At 36.9% G+C, this 20,858-nt stretch carries 15 protein-coding genes and 1 pseudogene; 10 read left to right on the top strand and 6 right to left on the bottom strand.

What is annotated here, in order from left to right:
• Positions 1-18 precede the first annotated feature (18 nt).
• The 4 genes and pseudogenes from atpD to ACFIJ0_RS08630 all read left to right on the top strand — a co-directional run bounded on the left by atpD (position 19) and on the right by ACFIJ0_RS08630 (position 4,859).
• The gene (atpD, locus tag ACFIJ0_RS08645; RefSeq protein ID WP_375624361.1) at positions 19-1,644 is read left to right on the top strand and encodes a F0F1 ATP synthase subunit beta; all 1,626 of its coding nucleotides are present in this window, start codon (positions 19-21) and stop codon (positions 1,642-1,644) included.
• 108 nt (positions 1,645-1,752) lie between these two features.
• Complete coding sequence (atpC, locus tag ACFIJ0_RS08640) at positions 1,753-2,169, top strand: ATP synthase F1 subunit epsilon (protein ID WP_375624359.1); 417 nt, start codon at positions 1,753-1,755, stop codon at positions 2,167-2,169.
• A gap of 24 nt (positions 2,170-2,193) precedes the next feature.
• A pseudogene (locus ACFIJ0_RS08635) lies at positions 2,194-3,820 on the top strand (MFS transporter).
• A gap of 31 nt (positions 3,821-3,851) precedes the next feature.
• The gene (locus ACFIJ0_RS08630; protein WP_375624356.1) at positions 3,852-4,859 is read left to right on the top strand and encodes an HlyD family secretion protein; all 1,008 of its coding nucleotides are present in this window, start codon (positions 3,852-3,854) and stop codon (positions 4,857-4,859) included.
• 469 nt (positions 4,860-5,328) lie between these two features.
• Here ACFIJ0_RS08630 and ACFIJ0_RS08625 read toward each other — a convergent pair whose 3' ends face one another.
• On the bottom strand, positions 5,329-5,613 hold the full coding sequence (locus tag ACFIJ0_RS08625; RefSeq protein ID WP_375624354.1) for a hypothetical protein: 285 nt from the start codon (positions 5,611-5,613) through the stop codon (positions 5,329-5,331).
• 544 nt (positions 5,614-6,157) lie between these two features.
• Here ACFIJ0_RS08625 and ispG point away from each other — a divergent pair.
• The 5 genes from ispG to ACFIJ0_RS08600 all read left to right on the top strand — a co-directional run bounded on the left by ispG (position 6,158) and on the right by ACFIJ0_RS08600 (position 12,404).
• Complete coding sequence (gene ispG, locus ACFIJ0_RS08620) at positions 6,158-7,399, top strand: flavodoxin-dependent (E)-4-hydroxy-3-methylbut-2-enyl-diphosphate synthase (protein WP_375624352.1); 1,242 nt, start codon at positions 6,158-6,160, stop codon at positions 7,397-7,399.
• Positions 7,400-8,249: 850 nt separating this feature from the next.
• Complete coding sequence (locus ACFIJ0_RS08615; protein ID WP_208438481.1) at positions 8,250-8,996, top strand: AAA family ATPase; 747 nt, start codon at positions 8,250-8,252, stop codon at positions 8,994-8,996.
• Positions 8,980-10,089, top strand: coding sequence for a ThiF family adenylyltransferase (locus ACFIJ0_RS08610; RefSeq protein WP_375624350.1), 1,110 nt, complete (start codon positions 8,980-8,982; stop codon positions 10,087-10,089). The genes ACFIJ0_RS08615 and ACFIJ0_RS08610 overlap by 17 nt, the downstream gene beginning before the upstream one ends.
• 61 nt (positions 10,090-10,150) lie before the next feature.
• Entirely contained in the window at positions 10,151-11,302 is a 1,152-nt protein-coding gene (locus ACFIJ0_RS08605; protein WP_375644038.1) for an MFS transporter, read from the top strand.
• A gap of 814 nt (positions 11,303-12,116) precedes the next feature.
• Complete coding sequence (locus ACFIJ0_RS08600; RefSeq protein ID WP_375624347.1) at positions 12,117-12,404, top strand: hypothetical protein; 288 nt, start codon at positions 12,117-12,119, stop codon at positions 12,402-12,404.
• Positions 12,405-14,065: 1,661 nt separating this feature from the next.
• On the opposite strand, the gene ACFIJ0_RS08595 is transcribed toward ACFIJ0_RS08600, so the two are convergent.
• Entirely contained in the window at positions 14,066-14,968 is a 903-nt protein-coding gene (locus tag ACFIJ0_RS08595; protein ID WP_375624345.1) for a polyprenyl synthetase family protein, read from the bottom strand.
• A 362-nt stretch (positions 14,969-15,330) separates the two neighbouring features.
• Here ACFIJ0_RS08595 and rpmF point away from each other — a divergent pair, with 362 nt between their 5' ends.
• On the top strand, positions 15,331-15,510 hold the full coding sequence (gene rpmF, locus ACFIJ0_RS08590) for a 50S ribosomal protein L32 (RefSeq protein ID WP_005774555.1): 180 nt from the start codon (positions 15,331-15,333) through the stop codon (positions 15,508-15,510).
• A gap of 1,949 nt (positions 15,511-17,459) precedes the next feature.
• Here the strand turns inward: rpmF and ACFIJ0_RS08585 are convergent.
• The 4 genes from ACFIJ0_RS08585 to ACFIJ0_RS08570 form a co-directional block, all read right to left on the bottom strand.
• Positions 17,460-18,044, bottom strand: coding sequence for a CarD family transcriptional regulator (locus tag ACFIJ0_RS08585; RefSeq protein WP_375644036.1), 585 nt, complete (start codon positions 18,042-18,044; stop codon positions 17,460-17,462).
• Between the two features lie 305 nt (positions 18,045-18,349).
• Positions 18,350-18,691 carry a ferredoxin FdxA gene (fdxA, locus tag ACFIJ0_RS08580; protein ID WP_375624343.1) on the bottom strand — a complete coding sequence of 114 codons (342 nt, stop codon included), beginning with the start codon at positions 18,689-18,691 and terminating at the stop codon, positions 18,350-18,352.
• A 21-nt stretch (positions 18,692-18,712) separates the two neighbouring features.
• Entirely contained in the window at positions 18,713-20,293 is a 1,581-nt protein-coding gene (locus ACFIJ0_RS08575; RefSeq protein WP_375624341.1) for a hypothetical protein, read from the bottom strand.
• Between the two features lie 29 nt (positions 20,294-20,322).
• On the bottom strand, positions 20,323-20,466 hold the full coding sequence (locus ACFIJ0_RS08570; RefSeq protein ID WP_375624339.1) for a hypothetical protein: 144 nt from the start codon (positions 20,464-20,466) through the stop codon (positions 20,323-20,325).
• Positions 20,467-20,858: the final 392 nt, after the last annotated feature.

Raw genomic sequence — 20,858 nt, 5'->3', positions numbered from 1 at the left:
TGGAAAAGGTAAGAATTGATGGTAAATGCAGTAACCTCAAGCAAAGGAACAGAAAAAGGTGAAAAAAAGAAGTCAGCTGCTCGTTCCGGTGTGAAAAAAGCCGCTTCGAAATCTCAAGTGGATGTAAAGGCTCCAGCGGATGTAAAGGCTTCCTCTGTAACTGCGCGTAGTGCAGCTAAAGATACACCTGTAAAAAAAGAAGAGCGTGCAAAAGGCGCTGTTGGTGAGATCAAGCAGGTTATTGGTGCTGTTGTTGATGTGCAATTTGAAGGTGAGCTGCCAAATATCCTCAACGCTTTGGAAACAGAGAATTTAGGCAATCGTTTGGTATTAGAAGTTGCGCAGCATTTGGGTGAAAATACCGTGCGTACGATTGCTATGGATACCACTGATGGTTTGATGCGGGGCCAAAAGGTTGTGGATACAGGTACGCAAATTAGCGTTCCTGTAGGAGAAGCAACATTGGGGCGTATTATGAATGTGATTGGAGAGCCGGTGGATAATGTGGGACCCATTCATGCAACCAAAATGCGTTCTATTCACCAAGAGGCTCCTGAATATGTTGAGCAATCAACTATTTCAGAAATTCTCGTCACCGGTATTAAAGTCGTGGATTTGTTAGCTCCTTATTCTAAAGGAGGTAAAATTGGCTTGTTTGGTGGTGCTGGTGTTGGAAAAACCGTTCTCATTATGGAGCTTATAAACAATATTGCAAAGGCACATGGTGGCTATTCTGTATTTGCTGGTGTGGGAGAACGTACACGTGAAGGAAATGATCTTTATTATGAAATGATCGAAAGCCGTGTGAATGTGAATCCAAAAGAGAATAATGGTTCAACGGAAGGGTCAAAATGTGCCCTTGTTTACGGGCAAATGAATGAACCACCAGGAGCACGTGCGCGTGTGGCTCTTTCAGGATTGACAATTGCAGAAAGTTTTCGTGATGAAGGACAAGATGTTCTCTTCTTTGTGGATAATATTTTCCGTTTCACGCAAGCAGGAGCTGAGGTATCCGCTCTTTTAGGGCGTATTCCTTCTGCTGTGGGGTATCAGCCGACTTTGGCAACTGATATGGGGGCTTTGCAAGAACGTATTACCAGTACAAAAACAGGCTCTATTACTTCCGTTCAGGCAATTTATGTTCCTGCTGATGACTTGACGGATCCGGCGCCGGCAACGTCTTTTGCTCATTTGGATGCAACAACTGTTCTTTCGCGCTCTATTGCAGAAAAGGGAATTTATCCAGCGGTTGATCCGCTTGACTCTTTCTCGCGTATGTTGGATCCATTGATTGTGGGGGAAGAGCATTACACTGTTGCTTGTCAAGTGCAAACCATTTTACAACGTTATAGAGCGCTTCAGGATATTATTGCTATTCTTGGAATGGATGAACTTTCTGAAGATGACAAATTGCTGGTGGGACGGGCGCGTAAAATTGAACGCTTCCTTTCGCAACCTTTCCATGTTGCGGAAGCCTTTACTGGTTCACCGGGGAAACTTGTTCCTTTAGAAGAGACAATCAAAGGCTTTAAAGGTCTTTGTGCTGGCGATTATGATGATTTGCCAGAAGCTGCTTTTTATATGGTTGGTTCGATTGATGAAGCACTTGAAAAGGGAAAGCGTCTCATGGCAGAGGCTTCTTAGTAAGAAGCTTCTTATTCAAAAGAAAACTGTTATGAATATTTTTCGTTAAAGAGGGCAAGTCGTTGAAGAAAACAGAGAGTCCTTGTATCGGGTGTTGTGGAGATTTTTGTGGAAAACAATAGAGAAGAGCATTTTTTATTTGAGCTTGTATCGCCTGAAAAAATTGTGTTTTCAGAGCAGGTAGTGTCTGTTGTTCTTCCTTCAGCCTCAGGTTCTTTGACAGTTATGGCACATCATGCGCCTTTGGTGGCAAGTATTGTGTTGGGTAGTGTGCGTGTTCGTACCTCTTTGGGTGAAAAATTATTTGCTGTATGCGGGGGCGTTGCAAATATTACTTTTTCGGGTTGCTCTTTATTGGTAGAGCACGTTGTGGCTGTGGAGCATCTTTCTTTTGATGTATTAGAACAGCAGATTTTGCAGGTTCAAGCGACGTTAGAAGGAGGAACAAGAGATGAGGATAATCATAAAATAGAGGCTTTTTTCCAGCAATTGTCAGCTGATGGTGCTTTGTTGATAGAGGCGTAGCAGCGTATACAGGAAAAAGGTGACATGAGCCGAAAAAAGAGTACGGTTGTGTTTGCTAAAAGGAGTGGAAAACCTTTTCCTCGTCCTGGTCGTATTTTTGCAGGACCTTTGCCAAAATGTTTTGTTTATATTTTTGCTTCTCTTATTTTGCAATGGGCTTATGGTTTAGGGGCTAATATTGTTCAGTCTAACATTGTCCATCTTACGGGTGATTTTCATGCAACTTTGACCGAGACAACATGGTTGGTAGCGGCCTATATGGCGCCAAATGTGAGTGTAGCGATTATGTTGATCAAAATTCGCTATCAATTTGGTTTGCGTGCTTTTGCTGAATTATCAATCCTTGGCTTCGTTTTGGTTTGCGTGTTGCAACTCTTTGTTACGGATTTGCGTTCTGCATTGATTATTCGCTTTTTTGCTGGGATTGCGGCTGCTCCTTTGGCTTCGCTTGCGCTGCTTTATATGATGGAGGCTTTTTCTCCAGCAAAGAAGTTTACTGTTGGTCTTAGTTTGAATTATATGAATGCGGCTTTAGCGGCACCTTTATCACGTTTGATTTCTCCTGATTTGCTAGAAAATGGTGGTTTTTCTAGTCTTTCCGCTCTGGAAATGGGGTTGGTTCTCATTAGCTTGGTCTGTATCTATACTTTGCCTCTAACGCCTGTTGTTCGCAGTAAGGTTATTCAAAAGTTAGATTGGATAAGTTATGGTTTAATTGCTTTTGGTCTTGGATTAAATGCCGTGATTATGTCTGTTGGCATATTGTATTGGTGGTATGAAGCACCATGGATTGGTTGGGGGCTTGCACTTGCTATTTTCTCGTTGGCTATTGCTATTATTATTGAGCTTAATAGAGAAAAACCGTTGATTGATTTACGTTGGATTTTCAGTAAAGAAATGGTTCAATCTGTTTTGATTTTATTGATCTTTCATGTTTTTTTGTTGGAGCGGTCAAATTTGCCCGTAGGTTTTTTTAATCTTTTTGGTTTGCTTAATCGTGAAATGGCGCCCATGTATCTTGCGGTGACATTGGGTATTCTGTTAGGGGGGGCTGTTTGTGTCTTTTTTACGGGCGGGGCGTGAAGATTATTTTTATTTGTTATCTTTAGGTTGTTTGGCGCTGGGAGCTTATTTAGACAGTCGTGTAAACTATTTAACGCGTCCGAAAGATATGATGTTGAGCCAAGGGTTGGTGAGTTTTAGTTATGCACTTTTTTTGCCTCCTGCTCTTTTCAAAGGGTTTGTGATCGCTGGTGAGCGAGGACCGCGTTATGTTTTGAGTTTTATTGCGGTTTTTTTGCTAACGCAAGTGACAGGGGGATTAATGGGATCGGCTTTTTTTGGTAGTTTACAGTTTTATTTTGCCCATAAAAACTTTGAGTCCTTAACACAAAATATTGTTGTGACTGATCCGCTTATTTCTGGTGAGATGAATACTTTGTATTCGCCTTCTTATGGTGCCTCTGTTCCCCATGGTTTGGGGAGTGAACAGGGTACTTCTATGTTGATAGAAAAATTTAAGTTAACAGCAAATATTTTTGCTTATGATGACGTTTTTCGGCTTTATTTTTATATTTCAATGATTGTATTTATTATCTTTCTTGTCACAATGGTTATTAAGTCATGCTCTTTGCGTACGTTAGAAAAGTAGAATGATATGTTATAGAAGAGGGGTGCAGAAAATGATAAAAGCATTACGGTCAAAAGCTACGATTGTTGCATTCCTTTCAGGTATTACGGGTGTTTTGCTAATTTTGTGGGCTTGGAGACTTCCTCCTTTTGTAAATAGCATTCAAATAACGGATAATGCTTCCATTAAAGGCAATGTTACTCTGGTTAGTTCACAGATCTCTGGGGTGATTGCACGGATTTATGTGCAAGATTATCAACGTGTTGAAAAAGGAATGCTGCTCTTTGAGCTTGATGATTCTCTTTTTCGTCAGCAGCTTGCGCGGGCACAGGCTGTTCTCAATTCAAAAAATGCAAAACTGGCAAGTATTGAATTGCAAGCTCAGATTTTACAGGGAGAAGTTAATGCTGCAGAAGCAGAGTTAGCGCGTTCACGAGCCTTCTCCAATGTTGTTTCTGATAGTAAAAAGTTAGGCTTTGGTGATGCGGCAATTTCTGATTCTCGCCCTCTTTCACAACTCTTGGCAGCCCTAGAAACAAAACGACAATTGCAAAAACAATTAAATCTTGAAAAACAAAGTTTACAGTCAGAAGTTTCGGGAGCAAAGGTAAGTGTTGAGTTGGCAAAACTTAATCTCGATCATACAAAGATTTTATCTCCTAGAACAGGCTATATTGGATTGGTTGGCGCTAGGGTAGGACAATATGTTATGCCGGGTACGCAATTGGTCTCCGTTATTTCTGATGATATTTGGATTATTGCTAATTATAAGGAAACGCAACTTTCGCAGATGCGTGTGGGACAACCGGTTGTTTTTTCTGTTGATGCATTGAACAACAAAAAGTTAACAGGGCGTGTGGTTCGTTTTGCTCCAGCGACAGGTTCGGAGTTTTCATTGTTAAAAACAGATACGACAATTGGTAATTTTATCAAAATTGCGCAACGTATTTCAGTACGGATTGCTTTAGATCCTGGGCAGGAAGGGATTGAAAAGCTCATTCCTGGGATGTCCGTGGTTACGTATGTAGATACTTCGCAGCGGGTCGATTCTGGAGGATAAAATTTTGGTTTTTTTCAGTTTAATTTTTGCTTCATTTACTTATAGCAAATGGGTATTTACATTAGAAGATTTCGTTTGGTTTGTTATACTACATCTCTTAAAGCTTTTAAAATTCTTATATGTCATGCTGTGAAATAATGTTCCTTAGAATATTAAAGCGCATGCATCTTTACTCTGTTCTATTTCTTTTGAAATTACTCAGTAAAAGGGGGGGATGCACTGTTGAAAACTTTTCTTGTAGTTTCTCATAACACTGTCCTTTGAGGTGTGGTGCCACCGCGTGTTTTGAGGATAGGGGTAGGGACTGCCAGATAAAAAATTGGATGATAGACTGGCGAGATGGATGGAAAACTTACCTTTTGCAGAAAAGCGTAAAGTTAGGGGGAAGACGTAAAGTTTATATTTTGTAAACTATAAAAAATGCCCGCTTTGAGTCGGGCATTAAAAGGGAAGGTTGTTGGTTGTGTTGTTAATTTTTACGGATCAGCAAGAAGCTTACTAAAACGACTCCTGCTGCTAATGCGAGGGTTTTTTTAGGATTTTCTTTCGCTTTTTTCTTTAATTCTGTAGCCTGTTCGTTGAGATGATAAAGTGCGTGACGACCTTTTTGTTTCCATGTGTTAAACAGCTCAGAAATGTTTTCAAAGCTATCATTTTGAGAACTCCAATGATTTATGGGGACCAGTTCTCTTTTTAATTGTGCTATACGTTTTTTAATTTTAGCATTTTTGTTATGGGGTGAAAATAGACACATTTATTGACTCCTTCATGTGTTAAATTGTTGCGTGACAGTTGGAATTGTGTTTGGGGTTTTGCTATAACGGCTTGAAAATTGAAAGGTTGCATTGATAATACCGCGCGTGGGTGAGATGGGAATTAAGAGTTTGGGTTTAATGAGGCATTTCTTAATGTGCTCGAGTTCATTTCATAATGGTGTTTGTTAAGGATGTAAGGTAAAATTTTTTACAAAATGGTGTAAAATTCATTCTATCATCTTTATTTCATAAAGATGTAAGTCGGTGTCTTCATTTTTTTGTTTGTTTAAAGTGTTGGGATAGCTTTTGGCACTTGAAATAGTTTATAAGGAATTTTTATTCCTTATTTATAGTTTTTATCTACTTGTTCTCTTGTGGCTGTAAGGGGAGGTATTGATTGATTCAATTAAGAAGATTTAAAATGATAAAATCTTACGATATTTGGTTTGCCATTCAAATTTCTAAAAAATAGATTATTATAAATCAATATGTTGGATTAATTGGGCAGTGCCTTTCATGCATTTTTAAAAATTTGAGGACTTGATGAGTACGAGCTATTGTTTATCTAAACCATTTGAGCGTCGTCGGTCTATTGGTGTTGCTGTTGGTGATGTGATCGTTGGGGGGCAGAGCCCGATAGTTGTACAGTCAATGACCAATACGGATACAGCTGATGTTGATGCAACTGTTGCTCAAGTGGCTGCTCTTTGGCAAGCTGGTTCACAATTGGTTCGGATTACTGTTGATCGTGATGAAGCGGCGGCAGCTGTACCAAAAATACGGGAGCGATTGGAGAGGTTAGGATTTTTTGTACCCTTGGTTGGGGATTTTCATTATATTGGCCATAAGCTTTTATCTGATCATCCTGCGTGTGCTGAGGCGCTTGCAAAATATCGCATCAATCCTGGAAATGTTGGTTTTGGCGCAAAAAAAGATCGTCAATTTGCAGAAATTATTGAGATTGCTTGTCGGTATCATAAACCTATTCGCATTGGCGTGAATTGGGGTTCTCTTGATAACGCGTTGTTAACACGGCTTATGAATGAAAATGCACAGCAAGAAAATCCTTTACCGGTTGCTGAAGTGATGCGGGAAACTGTTGTGCAATCTGCTCTGCAATCGGCTTTTTGCGCTGAGGAGATGGGATTGGGACGTGATAAAATTATTCTTTCTGCTAAAGTGAGTGATGTCCAAGATCTTATTGCTATTTATACTACCTTGGCGGTGCGTTGTGATTATGCTCTTCATTTGGGATTAACGGAAGCTGGGATGGGAACAAAGGGGGTTGTTGCTTCTTCGGTGGCTTTGGGCATTTTATTACAGCAAGGGATTGGCGATACGATACGAGTTTCCTTAACACCAAAACCTGGTGGTGATCGGACACGAGAAGTAAAAGTGGGGCAAGAACTTTTGCAAGTGATGGGGTTTCGGCAATTTTTGCCCGTGGTTGCGGCTTGTCCTGGTTGTGGGCGCACAACCTCAACGGTCTTTCAACAATTGGCGCAAAAAATTGAAGCAGATTTATACAAAAATATGCCTGTTTGGCGTGAAAAATACCCTGGCGTTGAAAGTTTGAAGGTTGCCGTGATGGGATGTATCGTCAATGGACCGGGGGAGTCAAAACATGCGGATATTGGAATCTCTTTGCCTGGAGTGGGGGAAAATCCAGCGGCACCTGTTTTTATTGAGGGACAAAAGGTAAAAACTTTGCGGGGTGATCACATTGCTGAAGAATTTGAAGCGCTTTTGAGTGATTATATTCATACACGCTTTGGGCAGAGTTGAAATAAATTCTTTGAGTGCATTTTTTCAAAATATTGTCAATGGTAGTTCTTGCATTTTTTCTTCATTAAAGGCTGTATTTTTGCTTGTAAATCAATATTCAGTCCTCATTGTGGTTGCATGTTGAGAAATAAGATGATCGTTTATAAATTGATGCGCTTCTTCATTGTTTTCAAGCATTTTTCCTTAATAATACTGTCTTCAAACAGATCCAATAGAAAACTAAACGTGACATTATTTCCAGCAATTTTATGGGTTTCCATGAAAAGCTGGATAGTGCTGTTAGAATTTTTCCCAATTAATAGGATAATTTGAACTCTTTTCAAAATTTTATTGTTTAATTTTTTTACAAAAGCTTTATTGCTTGCAGATCGTGGGGTCCTGTACTTTTTTTCAAATACTTCAATACCTCAAAAAAGCTTTGTATTGCTATAACAGCCTTCTATGCAAGTTCATAAAAGTACAAAAAATCATAAACTGCGCAGATGGTTGGAAGTACTTATCTTCGAAAAATAAAAATCCATTTCGAACAAATATTACAGACTTGAGACGCTATAAAAAATATGGCTTGAGCGATTTTGTAACGGAATAAGTTATTCCAAATTATTAACTGACATAATTAAATATAAATGCAAATTTAAAATAGGGAGAGATTATTCTTCCGAATATTATTTTAAACGAGGAGGTTAAAATGAAAGTAGAATCAAATAGTAAAGTGGTACTAGGAACGAAGATCAAGTCTTATTCTTCTACATCTGCTAAAGTAAAATCTTTGATTTGCGATTCTGCATTATCATAATTGAAAATATTGGAAGGGGTTGTATGACCCCTTCTATTTACGGTTGGGGGTGATATGTATTTACAAAATGAAGAGGCGCTATTATTGGCTCGCGATATGAGAGAAAGTAGAGTCAATTTGAATGTCCTTGGTTTAGGAAAGAGATCTCCGTATATTGGTCGCGAAGAAATGATAAGAACAGCGATGGTTTCTTTGTTTTGCGCTTATAAGAAAAGTATTGTTATTTCTGGTCCTGCTGGATGTGGGAAGACTTCTTTTGTGCGTGAGTTAGCTTTTAGGCTTAATCAGTTTAAGCCTATGTTGAATGGATATGTCATACTAGAGGTTAATTTAGGAAGCGTGATATCTGATACGGGATTACGGGGGGAGTTTGAACGAAAAATCGGAACTTTAATAGAAACTGTGTCTCCATATGAGAATGTCGCCCTTTTTATTGATGAAGGGCATTCAATCGCTAATACCAGAAGTGATGGAGGTATCGGTGCCATGGATTTATTCAAACCTTTTATGCTGGAACAGAATTTAAAGTTAATTATAGCGACAACTTCTGCAGAATTAGCACATATTCAAGGGGATGCAGCATTTTTTCGTAGATTTCATCATGTACGCTTAGGTGAGCTCTCAATAGATGAAAAAATGAATGCTATAAGGCTACATATAAAATATCTTGAAGAGTATCATGGGCGTAAATTTTGTTTCGATAATTTTAATTTTGATAACACAAGTGATTTGCACGATTTGTTGAGTCATGTAGATCTTCAGCTTGCTAGGGGGAGATTTGAAAATGAATTTGCTATATAAAAACAAGTATGTTTATTCGTATACCATATCAGCGAGGCAAGAAGGTGATGAGGTTTTGATAGGGGCGGATCTGCAAAATGTTATAGCTCTTGATATGAGTGGTACGTCACCGAATGTTATAAAGGCTTTGGCGTGTTTTGATGCAGAGAATACCATAGGTGATATAATATTGAAATGTAACCTAGATACTGCAGAAAGCGAAGATTTTTTGTATTTAGCAAAATATATGCTTGATAATAGAATAATAGAACCCCCCTTTTCAAAGGAGGATTCTATTAGAAAAGCTGGGCTTAGTGAGAGCGAGTATAATAGATTTGATAGGCAAATTAACTTATTCAAGCATGTATCAGGTAGTTTTGACAATGCCCTTTTAGCTAACTCCAAATTGAAAGATGCTAAGATAACTATAGTTGGTTTGGGTGGATGTGGAAGCTATGTTTTTTATACATTATCTGCTATGGGGGCAGGACATATTAAAAGCTATGATTTTGATATTGTCGAAGAATCAAATTTATCTAGACAGATACTCTATAATTATAGTGACTTAGGTAAAAAAAAGGTTGATGTTGCTAGAGATAAAGCTCCATATATTAGTCCTTCGACTCAATATGAGTTCTATGATGAAAAAATAGATAATATAGAAAAGGCATGCCGTCTATTCGAAAGAGCTGATCTTGTTATATGCGCAGCAGATAATCCAAGGCCAGCTTTTTTCCATTTAATGAACGAAGCTGCTTTTAATATGGGTGGCGCGCTGTTATATGCTGCTTCGGCCACGGTAAATGCTATTGTTGGCCCGTTGATTATTCCAGGTAAAACAAGATGTTATGCATGTGTGAATCAGAATCATATGAAGGATGTTAATGAGTTTGAGTTTGTTAAGACTATTAAGCAAAACTATATGAATACTTTGATAGATCCGTATAATGCGGTTGCTGGTTCTTTGGCTGCTCTTGAGGCAGTAAAATATTTAACGGATTTTGACAAATGTCAAATTATAGAAAAAACATTATTTATTAATTTTTCCAGCTATAAAATTGATAGGACTGAAGATCCTTATAGCGGTTATTGCCCTATTTGTCGTAAAATGTAAGTTTTTATCTTTATATAAATGATGTATATGGTGCCCTTTTTTGGCGTTATTGGGGGGATGGATGACAAGTATATTAGCATTTGGATTTTTATTTAACGGTATAAGAATTTTAACAGGTGCCTTTATTGTATTTTATATGCTTGAAAAAGGGCTAACTCTTATTGATATCGGGATCATTAAGTCATTTCAGGCTTTTATTATGATGGTTACAGATATTCCTCTGGGATATTTTGCCGATAGAAAAAGTTATAAAATATCTATCGTTTTGGCAGCGGCTTTTGCCGCTATATGGCTCTTTCTCATGGGATTTTCTACAAGCTTTTATGGTTTTCTTTTGGCAGAATCTTTTAATGCCTTATCGCTGACATTGATTGCTGGCGCCTATAATGCTTTACTTGTTCAATATGCAAAAGCAAAATTGACATCGACTAAAAAAGTGCTTGGTTCTAGCTCTCAATATAATTATATTGGCATGTTTATATTCAGTTTAATTGGCGCATATTTTGCTGATTATTCTAGCCAATATATATGGTATATCGCGGCGTTTTTAATGTTGATGACAACACTATTTGGTTTGTTTTTTCTTGATGACCTGAAAGGAGAAAAACAACCAAATAAAGTGAATTCTCTCATTTATGATGCTAAAGAGATGTTGTCTATTTTTATTAAAGTTCCTTATATCTCTTTATGCTTTTATTTTTCACTGATCTTTTTCAATATATTCTCGCAGTATTGGCAGTGGATATTTAAAGATCATCATATTAATGTCACTTATTTTGATCTTGGTGTGGCATTTTCACTGATATTGCTCTCTCAACTTTTGGCTAGTTTTCTCTTTACAAAACTAAGTGAAAGAGTGAATTTTATTTTACTGTTGTTTCTTTCAGCTTCACTGATTTTTACCGTTGCTTTTTTTGAGCCAAAAAAAGAAATTGCTGTTATTTTAGTTTGTATGATTTTTTACTTAATTAAGTATACATATCTTCGTGTAGAAGTTGTTTTGCATGATAGTATTAGTGACCATTTCAGGGCTACATATGAATCTTTCTTGTCAACCGTTGGGAGATTTAGCTTATTGGTATTTTTTTACATGAGTGCGTATATGGTCAATATATTTGGCTTTTTCTCTCTCGTTTATATTTTGGGTATCTATTTATTGGTTTATCTGTTGGCAATGTTTTTTTTAGAAGGAGCCCTAAAGAAATCTCAGTGAAAATAGTAACGTATTTCACGTGTGTTTCATGGGGGTTATAGTGGATCAAGACTTTTATTTATTAAGGCGCATCATTGTTTTGCATGTTGAATGGGAAAGAAGAATGTTATTCGTTATTCTTATTTCAAATCTATGTATGTTGAAGCAATCAAAGTCATCTGCTTATACGTTATAAGTGGGCGTGGCATAACAATCATTAAAAAAGAAATAAAAATGCTTCTCATGAATATTGACCAAGAGTTTCTGACAAGATTGGACGCTGATAAAGAAAATGATTGTGCCGGATTATATGCTTATTAAGGAATGGTGATGGAGCAGTTTTTCCATTTTCATTGGGTTCCTTGTGGTAATACTTTATCGCATTAGAGCTAATTTAAGTAGTCGGACAATTTATAGCCTGTTCAAATAGATTTTTCTCATGACCGATTTTATTGTTGGTATAGCTAACGCGTTTTATTCCTGTTTTCTTTAAAATATGAATCATCTTGTTGAGATAACGACATCTTTTATTCTTATTTTTAAGTATTTTCTCTTTGGTTGTGACGTTAGCTCTGTATTTGTATTGTTGGGATGTACTCGCGTGGATAGTCTAGAGCAGTACAATAAGCTTTACGAAGAATACATAAATGAAAAATACGAGGCTTTTGAATATTTTCAAAAATAAGAGCAAGCAAGAAACTTCGTCTATAGCCGTGGTTATGAGAATATAGCGCCCAAATTTGATATTATACGGCATCGTCACATACTTATTGTTTTATGTGGACGCTTTGTTAATTTATTGCGCGGTGATTATAATGAGGGGACGTCATAGGCAATGTTACCAAATGTTATAAGCAGTTTGCGTTATGACTATAATTGGAAAGAAAACGATTTTATTTGGGCATATAATATGTCTGTGAACTCTACGAATTCCATGATTGATTATGCGACAAAATCTCTTAATTCTTCAAGCGGAAATGGCATTAGCCCAACACTACAAATTATTGAGCTTGTGTCTAGTATGGGAGCTGGTCATAATGAAAATACTAAACAAATAGCGCATTTTTGCATAGAGCTCAATACGATATATGACATGATGAAACCAAGAAAAATTTACAAATGACATTTAATGGGTAATGGGCAAAATTCTCTCGAAGGATATTAAATGGCTATGATACTCTATTGTGATCATCACGATATTTCTTAGCCATGTTGCATGTTTTTTATTATGCCTTCAAAAGATGGACATATTTTCCAGCTTTGGCAACAGGCATAGGTTCACTTACAATGATGCTCTTCATCTTAATAATAAAATTTCACTTAAAGGAGGAAATTTGCACTTAGCTTGAAAAAAGTACTTATCATAAATTAAATTGCGATATTATATATAATAATAAGGACTTTTTTATCTTTCTGTTTTAATGATCATTCTCTGTTTAATTTTATCAATTCTCTTTGTTATGCGATGAATTGAATAAACAAGATAAAGAGCGTGACGAATTAAAGTGGTACAGTGATCGTAATTATTATTAAATTGAAGTTATTACATAGTTTTGTAAAAATGTTTCTACTCTTGAAGGAGCATGCCGACACTATCACGCACTTTGCTAGCCCCCAATGTTGCTGCAGCCTTTGGCTCTTGAGACGATCCATAAGAGATATGTTTTAGTCCTTTCTTTGATGTTTTTTCCTCACGCGGCTCTCCCCTTTTGTGAGGTGAAAGCGAATGATTTTGATTGATTCAACATACACAGATTGAAATGAAAAAATCCTACGGTATTCAGAGTTCTAATTCAATATGAATAACGCTGAATTATCATTATAAATAAATTATTTGTAGCGTTTTTGCCAAGAAAAGAGAGATCGGTACTGCTTTGGTTTTTCGTTCTGTTGAAATTGATGACTTTATTTGTCCTATTATGCCGTAAAACACTGTCATTTGAGGGGTGTAAAGGTAGTCTGTTTAACACATTGAGTATTTTAAAAGTGCATGGTGAATACTCTTAAGTCTTGTTTATCGAGTCTTTAGTTTAAGTGAATCGCATGCGTGGAGAAAGCTAGAAGAACCTACTCGGTAAGAATCTAGACTGTTTACAGAGCAGATTGGGTTAAAAACTTTGTTCTTTAAGGGGGGCATGAAAATCAAAATAGCAATTATGTTCATTTTTTTCTGATATTTTAAATACGGGCTTCAAAAAAATGATGCTTGAACTAAATAATGAGCACTTTTGTAAAAGTGTTTTTAGAGAGCAAACAATACACGAGTGAATTTACAGAATGTAACCATATTTGATCTTCTACAACAAGATAGCGTGGAAAGGCATAAAAATTACGACTCTCTACTGAAGGCATTGTCCTTCTTTTATTGTTTTTTGCGTGTTTATAAAATGCCTTGTTGTGTACTTATTCTGTTTATTTTTTGCCCTATCCGTTAGAAGATTAAAGACAATGAAGGAGAAAACGAGTTTTCCTCTTTCCGGTCGTTTTTATTCGGCTTAAAGCATCTACGGTAATATCTTTTAAAGCATGGTGATTACGCATTGTTTCACATTTTGTTTCTTTCATTCTTTAATGGAGGGCATTTTTCATGCAAAATAGGATACCCAGAATGCACTTGTGTTATAAATTCACGCGCTCGGTTTAATGAAATCCCTCTCAAGATTTGTTGCACCCATTTCATGATAAGGACTATAATGGAGATTAATGGTAACATTTCTTTGAAAAGTCTATTATGCATTTAACAAAGATGATGGTGTACACTATGTGCAATAGGATGGATGAAGTTTAATTTTTGCGTATTGCACTAAAGTGTGCTGCTTGTTGGAGGGGGAGTGCTTTAGCGCCAAAAGGGTGTAAGAATGCTTCTGCTTTACTGATGAGTGTATCTCGCTTTTTTTGGGTTTCTTCAATGCCATAAAGATGAACAAAAGTTGCTTTTTGTGCCGTTTTATCTTTCCCAGCAGTTTTTCCTAGGGTTTGCGTGTTGGCGGTAACATCAAGAAGGTCATCGGTTAATTGAAAGGCTAAACCAAGATAGGTACCAAAATCAGTAAGCTTTTCGGTTAATTCTTTAGATGCATTGCCAATGATGGCGCCTGCTTGGCAAGCAAAGCTTATCAGGGCTGCTGTTTTCATGTGTTGTAGAGTGATGATGTCAGTACTTTCTTGCGGTCTTTTTTCAGCTTCAAGGTCCAGCATTTGTCCACCTAACATACCGCCAAGTCCTGCCGATTGTGCAAGAGACGTGATCAGCTTGATTCTAATGTCTGTAGATAGAGTACTGGCTTTATGGGCAATGAGTTCAAAGGCAAATGTTAAGAGAGCATTGCCTGCTAGAATTGCGGTTGCTTCATCAAATGCTATATGGACGGTGGGTTTTCCACGCCGGAGTATATCGTTATCCATAGCGGGAAGATCATCATGAATGAGTGAATAACAATGGATACATTCTAAGGCACATGCAACATCAAGAGAATGTTCTACAGGGATATCAAAAAGTGCGGCACTTTGAATCACAAGAAAAGGACGCAGGCGTTTTCCACCGTTCAGCACACCATAGCGCATGGCTTTGATTAAGTTTTTAGGGCGTGAAATTTCACCATTTTGGATTTGATCACTTAACAGGGTATCAAGCCGCTTCTCAACAGTGTGTCCATGTTTTGCAAGAAGGGTGGTAAATTCGTGCATTCTTATTTTCATAAATTGGTGTCGTTTTTTATTAAAAATCAATTTCTCTTTTTATCCGTATCTCTACTGTATGCGCAAATCCATTTTTAAGCCAAATAAAAATTGAATGAAGGTTTTATGAAAATGCTTTATATTGGTGTATAAAATTTTCAAATTTTGCGGTGTTTTTGATATTCATTTGATTATTGTGACACCATTTTTGATAAAAGAAGGTCATTTTTGGTAAGAGGAGGATCATTTTGACATTGCCTCTTCTTTTTTATCAGTGTATAACATCTTCAAATTTTATGGTGTTTTTAAATGAAGCATTGTCATTTTTGACATTGCTTTTTCTGTTTTAATGGATTTTGGAGTGTCTTTTTATGGCTGTACCTAAACGAAAAACCTCTCCAGCGAAGAGGGGCATGCGCCGTTCGGCTGATGCTCTGAAGGCGCCGACTTATATCGAAGATAAAAATTCTGGTGAATTACGTCGTCCTCATCACATTGATTTGAAAACGGGAATGTATCGCGGGCGTTCCGTTTTAGTGGTCAAAGACTGAGTGTTTTATCTCTTTTCCAGTGGTAAGCTTCTCTTGATTCATTAGTGAGTGCACGCTTTGGGCGTGCATTTTTGCTTTTTCTTCAGAACATGTGTGGAATAAGGTTTTGCTGTAGAAAAATGATTCTATTGTGGGAGATGTTTTTTTTGTTTTCTTGGGAGGCTATAAAGGATTGCTTATGTCAGTGTCTTTTATGATGATTGCGTTAAGAGCTGGGGTATTGATATAAGTTAGCTTAGTAATGGAATCATTTTGTATCGCTCTTAATTTTACTTACTCTAGAGGGAATCCTATTAGACCGTAAAATATCGTCGTTTAAGGTGGTTGACCCATGTAAGGCTTTAAGCATACCGGTGTTTTTTATGAGAATATTTAAGACAATGGTTTGTCTGTAGGTTTATATTGTGACATGTGATTCTCAGTAAAAAAATAGAGATCTACATCACATTGATTTATAAAAATCATTCGTTGTTTTGCGCCTTGAATGAAAGGTCTATCCTAGAATTTTCTCATTTCAAATTTCTCTCATGTTGAATCAATGATAATCACTTGCTTTTCGGTCACAAGTGGGGCTGGCATGTGGGTAAAAACTCTATAAGAAAGGAAAAAATGTCTATAATGAATACTTTCAAATGTAAGGATTGTTGCAACATTGGGGGTTAAGTGTATGCTGATGCCAGCGTGCTTTCTTATGAGCAGAAAAGAGAAAACCGTTACAAGACAGAAGGTGTACACATTCAATAATCTTTAGTGCTTTTGATGATAAAGGCACATGAGATTTTTCTATGAATATCACGTTTTCTTTTCATATTTTGAACTAAGAATTGTCCATATATTTTTTCTTATTTTTATGAATATAAGGGATTTGTTACGAACAGCTTGTAAAAATAAGTAAACTTAAAACCAGATATGTTCTGTATGGGGTTGAGCAAAGTATTTTATCAAAGCCGGTATGACTCTCCAGTTCATAGATGGTTTATGAATGGTTTTATGATGTTGCTTACCCAAGTATGTGATTTTTTTGTTATCTGTTCATCAATATCCAATCTTCAGCAGTCTGTTTAAAATAGAGATTGAGACTTTTAGAGTTCGGTAAATCGTTCTGGATTTTGTGTATCCAATTGGAGTAAGAATATTGCGTATATCTTGTAATCTCTGAAATGAGAATATAACCTCATTTTGGAAAAATATGAAGTTGCAAAAGGCAATGCTAACGTTCATTTTTATTGTTATTTTTTAAGTTAGTTTTACACTTTTCAAAAGTATTTGGAATGCCTTTTACAGAATGGAGATGATGGTTTAGTTCATACTTTTGTTTATCGCGTTCTGTGATGGGGGAATGCTTCTCATGCAAAATAGAGCGACCAAGACAAAATACGCTTATGCTTATGTTGTATCGTCACGCGTTTTTTAAAAGGAATATTTGTTGTATCCATTTTATAACAGCGTTTTTGAATGTTATAATGGTTTTGTAGAAGGGGAAATGGGAAAGTCTCGGTGCAGTGTATAAACGGCACTATGATATTTACGCTTAATAAAAAAGAACGCCTCGCGCCCCTTACATATTTTGCCAGATTCCAGTGTTGCTATATCCTTTGGTACTTGAGACGGTTCTAGCTCTTTTTTACAATTTTTACCCACAGATCAGCCCCGCTTGTGACCGAAAAGCAAGTGATTTTGATTGATTCAACATGAGAGAAATTTAAAATGAGAAATCTTACGATATTCAAGATTCTAATTTAATATGAATAACGCTAGATTATAATGATTAATCAATTAGTTATCTATGAAGCAAGTAAAGGAGGAGGAGGAATTTTTTGAAAAGTTAGATTGTTTATAGATCGGCTCTAGTTAAGAAACTTTGTTCTTAAGGGCAGAGAGGATGTTAAAAAATAAAACCAGCGAAAAGCTGGTTTTATTAAAATATCTCATCATGATGAAAGAGTGTATTATGCAGCGTAGACAGCTTTACTGTTTTCATCTGTTTCTTCTCTCTCAGTTTTAAATTCGCGTTCCGGCTTGTTGGAGAGATGCATCTCTATGAGATTGATAGCTTCTGTTTCAGAAAGACTATTAATAACCGCAATTTCGCGGGCCATTCTTTCAAGAGCAGCTGTATAAAGTTGGCGCTCAGAGTAAGATTGTTCAGGCTGTAGATTAGAGCGGAAAAGATCACGGACCACTTCGGCGATACAAATAAGATCTCCTGAGTTGATTTTAGCATCATATTCTTGTGCACGACGTGACCACATGGTTCGTTTAACGCGTGCTTTTCCGCGTAAAACTTTTAAGGCGCGTTCGACAGAATCAATAGCAGATAATTTACGCATTCCAACGGAAAGGGCTTTTGCAATGGGGACTTTGACATCCATCTTATCTTTCGCGAAATGAATGACAAAAAGTTTTAATTTATGTCCTGCAACTTCTTGATCTTCAATCGCTATAATTTGTCCTACTCCATGCGTAGGGTAGACGATATATTCAGAGGTTGCAAATTCTTTAGTCTTGGAGGACGTTCCATGTTGGGATGCCATATTTTAGTTTACTCCCTTTATGATCAACAAATGTGTCGGAAAACAGGTTATAAACCTGAGGGTTGAGTTTTCTTTAACCAAGTATATTGTACCAATTAAGTGAGCATAAAAGCCGAGTACTTTTAAATCCAAAAAAAATACATCGTCTTACTATAAAAAGCAAAGAAAAATACTTAGAAAGATGATCATGTTAAAATAACACTAACATCAAACTTCCAAAGAATCAATAATTTCGCTTAAGGATTTTTTTATTTTTACAAGAGAAGTCTTTCAATTGTTGAAGGAGGAGGGTGTACACTGTATCATTACTCTTCGCCACTTCCTGGATTTTCTGAAAAATACTTTTCTAATTTATTTGGAACGCCATCCATTTCTTTTGCTTGAGTAAGAGGATCTTTTCGGGTGGTTAGATTAGGCCATTTGTTTGCATAATGAAGATTAAGTTCTAACCACTTTTCTAATCCTGGTTCTGTATCAGGGACAATCGCTTCTGCTGGGCATTCTGGCACACAAACACCACAATCGATGCATTCATCGGGGTGAATAACAAGCATGTTTTCCCCTTCATAAAAACAATCAACAGGGCAGACTTCAACGCAATCCGTATATTTGCAGTGAATGCAGTTGTCGGTTACTACGTGGGTCAAGATCAAACTCCATTTGTTACTTTAATTCTCTTTAGAGGAAAGTGTGTGCGTGTTTTTATGATTGGTGAGTTGATCGCGTAGTATAGCTAGTTTCGCAAAAGGTGAATCAGGATTAAGGCGCTTTTCTTTTTGAAAAGGTCTATGATTTGCATGTTTGCCTTGGGATTTGTGGAACTTATGAGAGCGTTTTGTTTGTGATGGTGCTTCTTGAGGGGAATTTTCATTTGTGTGTTCCCCTTTTTTTACAGTGCTCTTCGATTTATTTTGCCATTTATTTCCTAATTTATCACGTTTTTTTTGTGCGTGGTGATGAAATTGATGCCTATAATGCCATAATAAAATAACTTTATCTTTTTCTGTAGGGAGAGGAGATTTGGCAAAATTCCCAACAGGCTCAGCTGCTGGTAAACGATTGGTTTTATGGGGATATTTTTCAATACCAGAGGATAAAGTGTTTGGGTATGAGGTATTTTTTTCTTCTCGTGTTGTTGCTGAATCGCTTATTGTTTTCCATTGACTGCCAACGCATTCTGCTGCAGGAACATCTTGCATTGTCCCATTGACAGGGGAAGAGGCTTGGTGTGCAAAGAGATTTTGTTCAAAAACAGTATTGCTTATGCTGTACGATTGATAACCAAGTCCTTTGAGGATTTCTTCCATATCGGTTCCATTGGCCCCAAGAATGGACATCATGGCTGGTGTAACAAAAAAATTTTTGCCATCATAGGCGCCATCGGGTTTGGGATCACTCCCTTGTTTCCAATGCAATGCAGGGCGGATGAGATTGGCAAGACGTTCTAAAATATCAATTCGTACAGCACGTTGTCCTAGGATTCGGTAGCCGGCTAATTGATAAAATTGGCGGTTATAGGTAGGGTCAACAATCAAAGAGGTTCGACCGGCAGACAATGCTGAAAAAATTTCACCCAAACCAGTTTGATCTTGTCCCGCATTTTGAAGATTCCACAGGAGAGTAATGGCTTGAACCGGGGCAGGTTTAAGCATTCCGGCAACATAGATATGAAAAGCGCCAAAACGCACACCTAGACGCCGAAGTACGGCACGTGATTCTTGCGCAAGTTTTTTGACAATGTCTAAGACTTCGCGGCGTGGTAAAATCCCTAAAGAATTAAAAAGTTGTAAAGCAAGACTGTTTGTTGAATCCGTTAAATTATCAGCATTGCGCAAATCAAACAGGGGTTTTAAAGTCGTTTCAAAATGAAAAGTAACAAAGCGTTCTAATCGCTTCACAACGTTATTGCGGGATTCTCCTGTGAGTTGTTCATCTGCTAAAACAATCAGCTTTGGTTTGAAAAAATCTTCTGTTGCCACAAGTTGCCCTACGGGTTGACCAATCCAGCGCACAATTCCATCAGAACTGAGGGTAAAATCTCCATTTGCACAAGCACAAAAGCGTGTTGCGCGTTTGGAAAAAGCAAGAATCAAATTTTCATTCTCCGTTGAAATTTGCTTCTCAGCTATTTGATCGGAACTGTTTTTGTTGGCATAAAAACGAAAACCTTCAAATTTACCCCTTCCGTGTTTTTCAATGAGAATATCATCTTGAAGAATTTCATTCTGTTGAACAATCTTGCTATCCATGATCAGTTTCTTTCTCAGTGCGAAATTGGTCAAAAGCTTTTTGCGACAATTTCATAATGGTTCTCTTTCTTTAACACGTTTGTTGCGTTTGCTTCAATCACTCTTGTCGTTTTTTTGATGTTTCTTTTTGCACCTTTAAAACTTGGATGATTCTTTTTTAATTCAGTTTTCATTCAGTTTGGGTGCTTTATATTTGCAAATTACACTTATTAGTTGCGTTGTAAAGCTGAAAGCATAAATAAATTCTTCAATTTAAAAGGAAATGGAACCGGTTATCAAAAAACAGCATTTGTTTTGCATGATCATTTTGTTTTTTGCTGTTTTGTCATGAAAAGTGAAGAGAAAGTTTTTTCAAACATTTCATAGGCTAAAAGGCATATTGTAAAGGCATTTTTCAGGTGAAATTGTGTCTTATGACAAGAAGTTTTACCATGACAGTAAAAAAAAACAATTGCGATTACAAAAATACACGCTAAAGTAGCAAGTACAGAAGTGAACAACTTTTGAGTTTTTTAAGTAAAGAACAATGATGTCGTTGCCAAATCAATTTTGATAATTTTAATCG

The organism is Bartonella sp. OC68QHHN (genome assembly GCF_042193875.1).
In the GTDB taxonomy this organism is placed as follows: Bacteria; Pseudomonadota; Alphaproteobacteria; order Rhizobiales; family Rhizobiaceae; genus Bartonella; species Bartonella grahamii_A.
The sequence above is the reverse complement of the archived record's forward strand: the minus strand, read 5'-3'. Positions and strand labels throughout refer to the sequence as shown.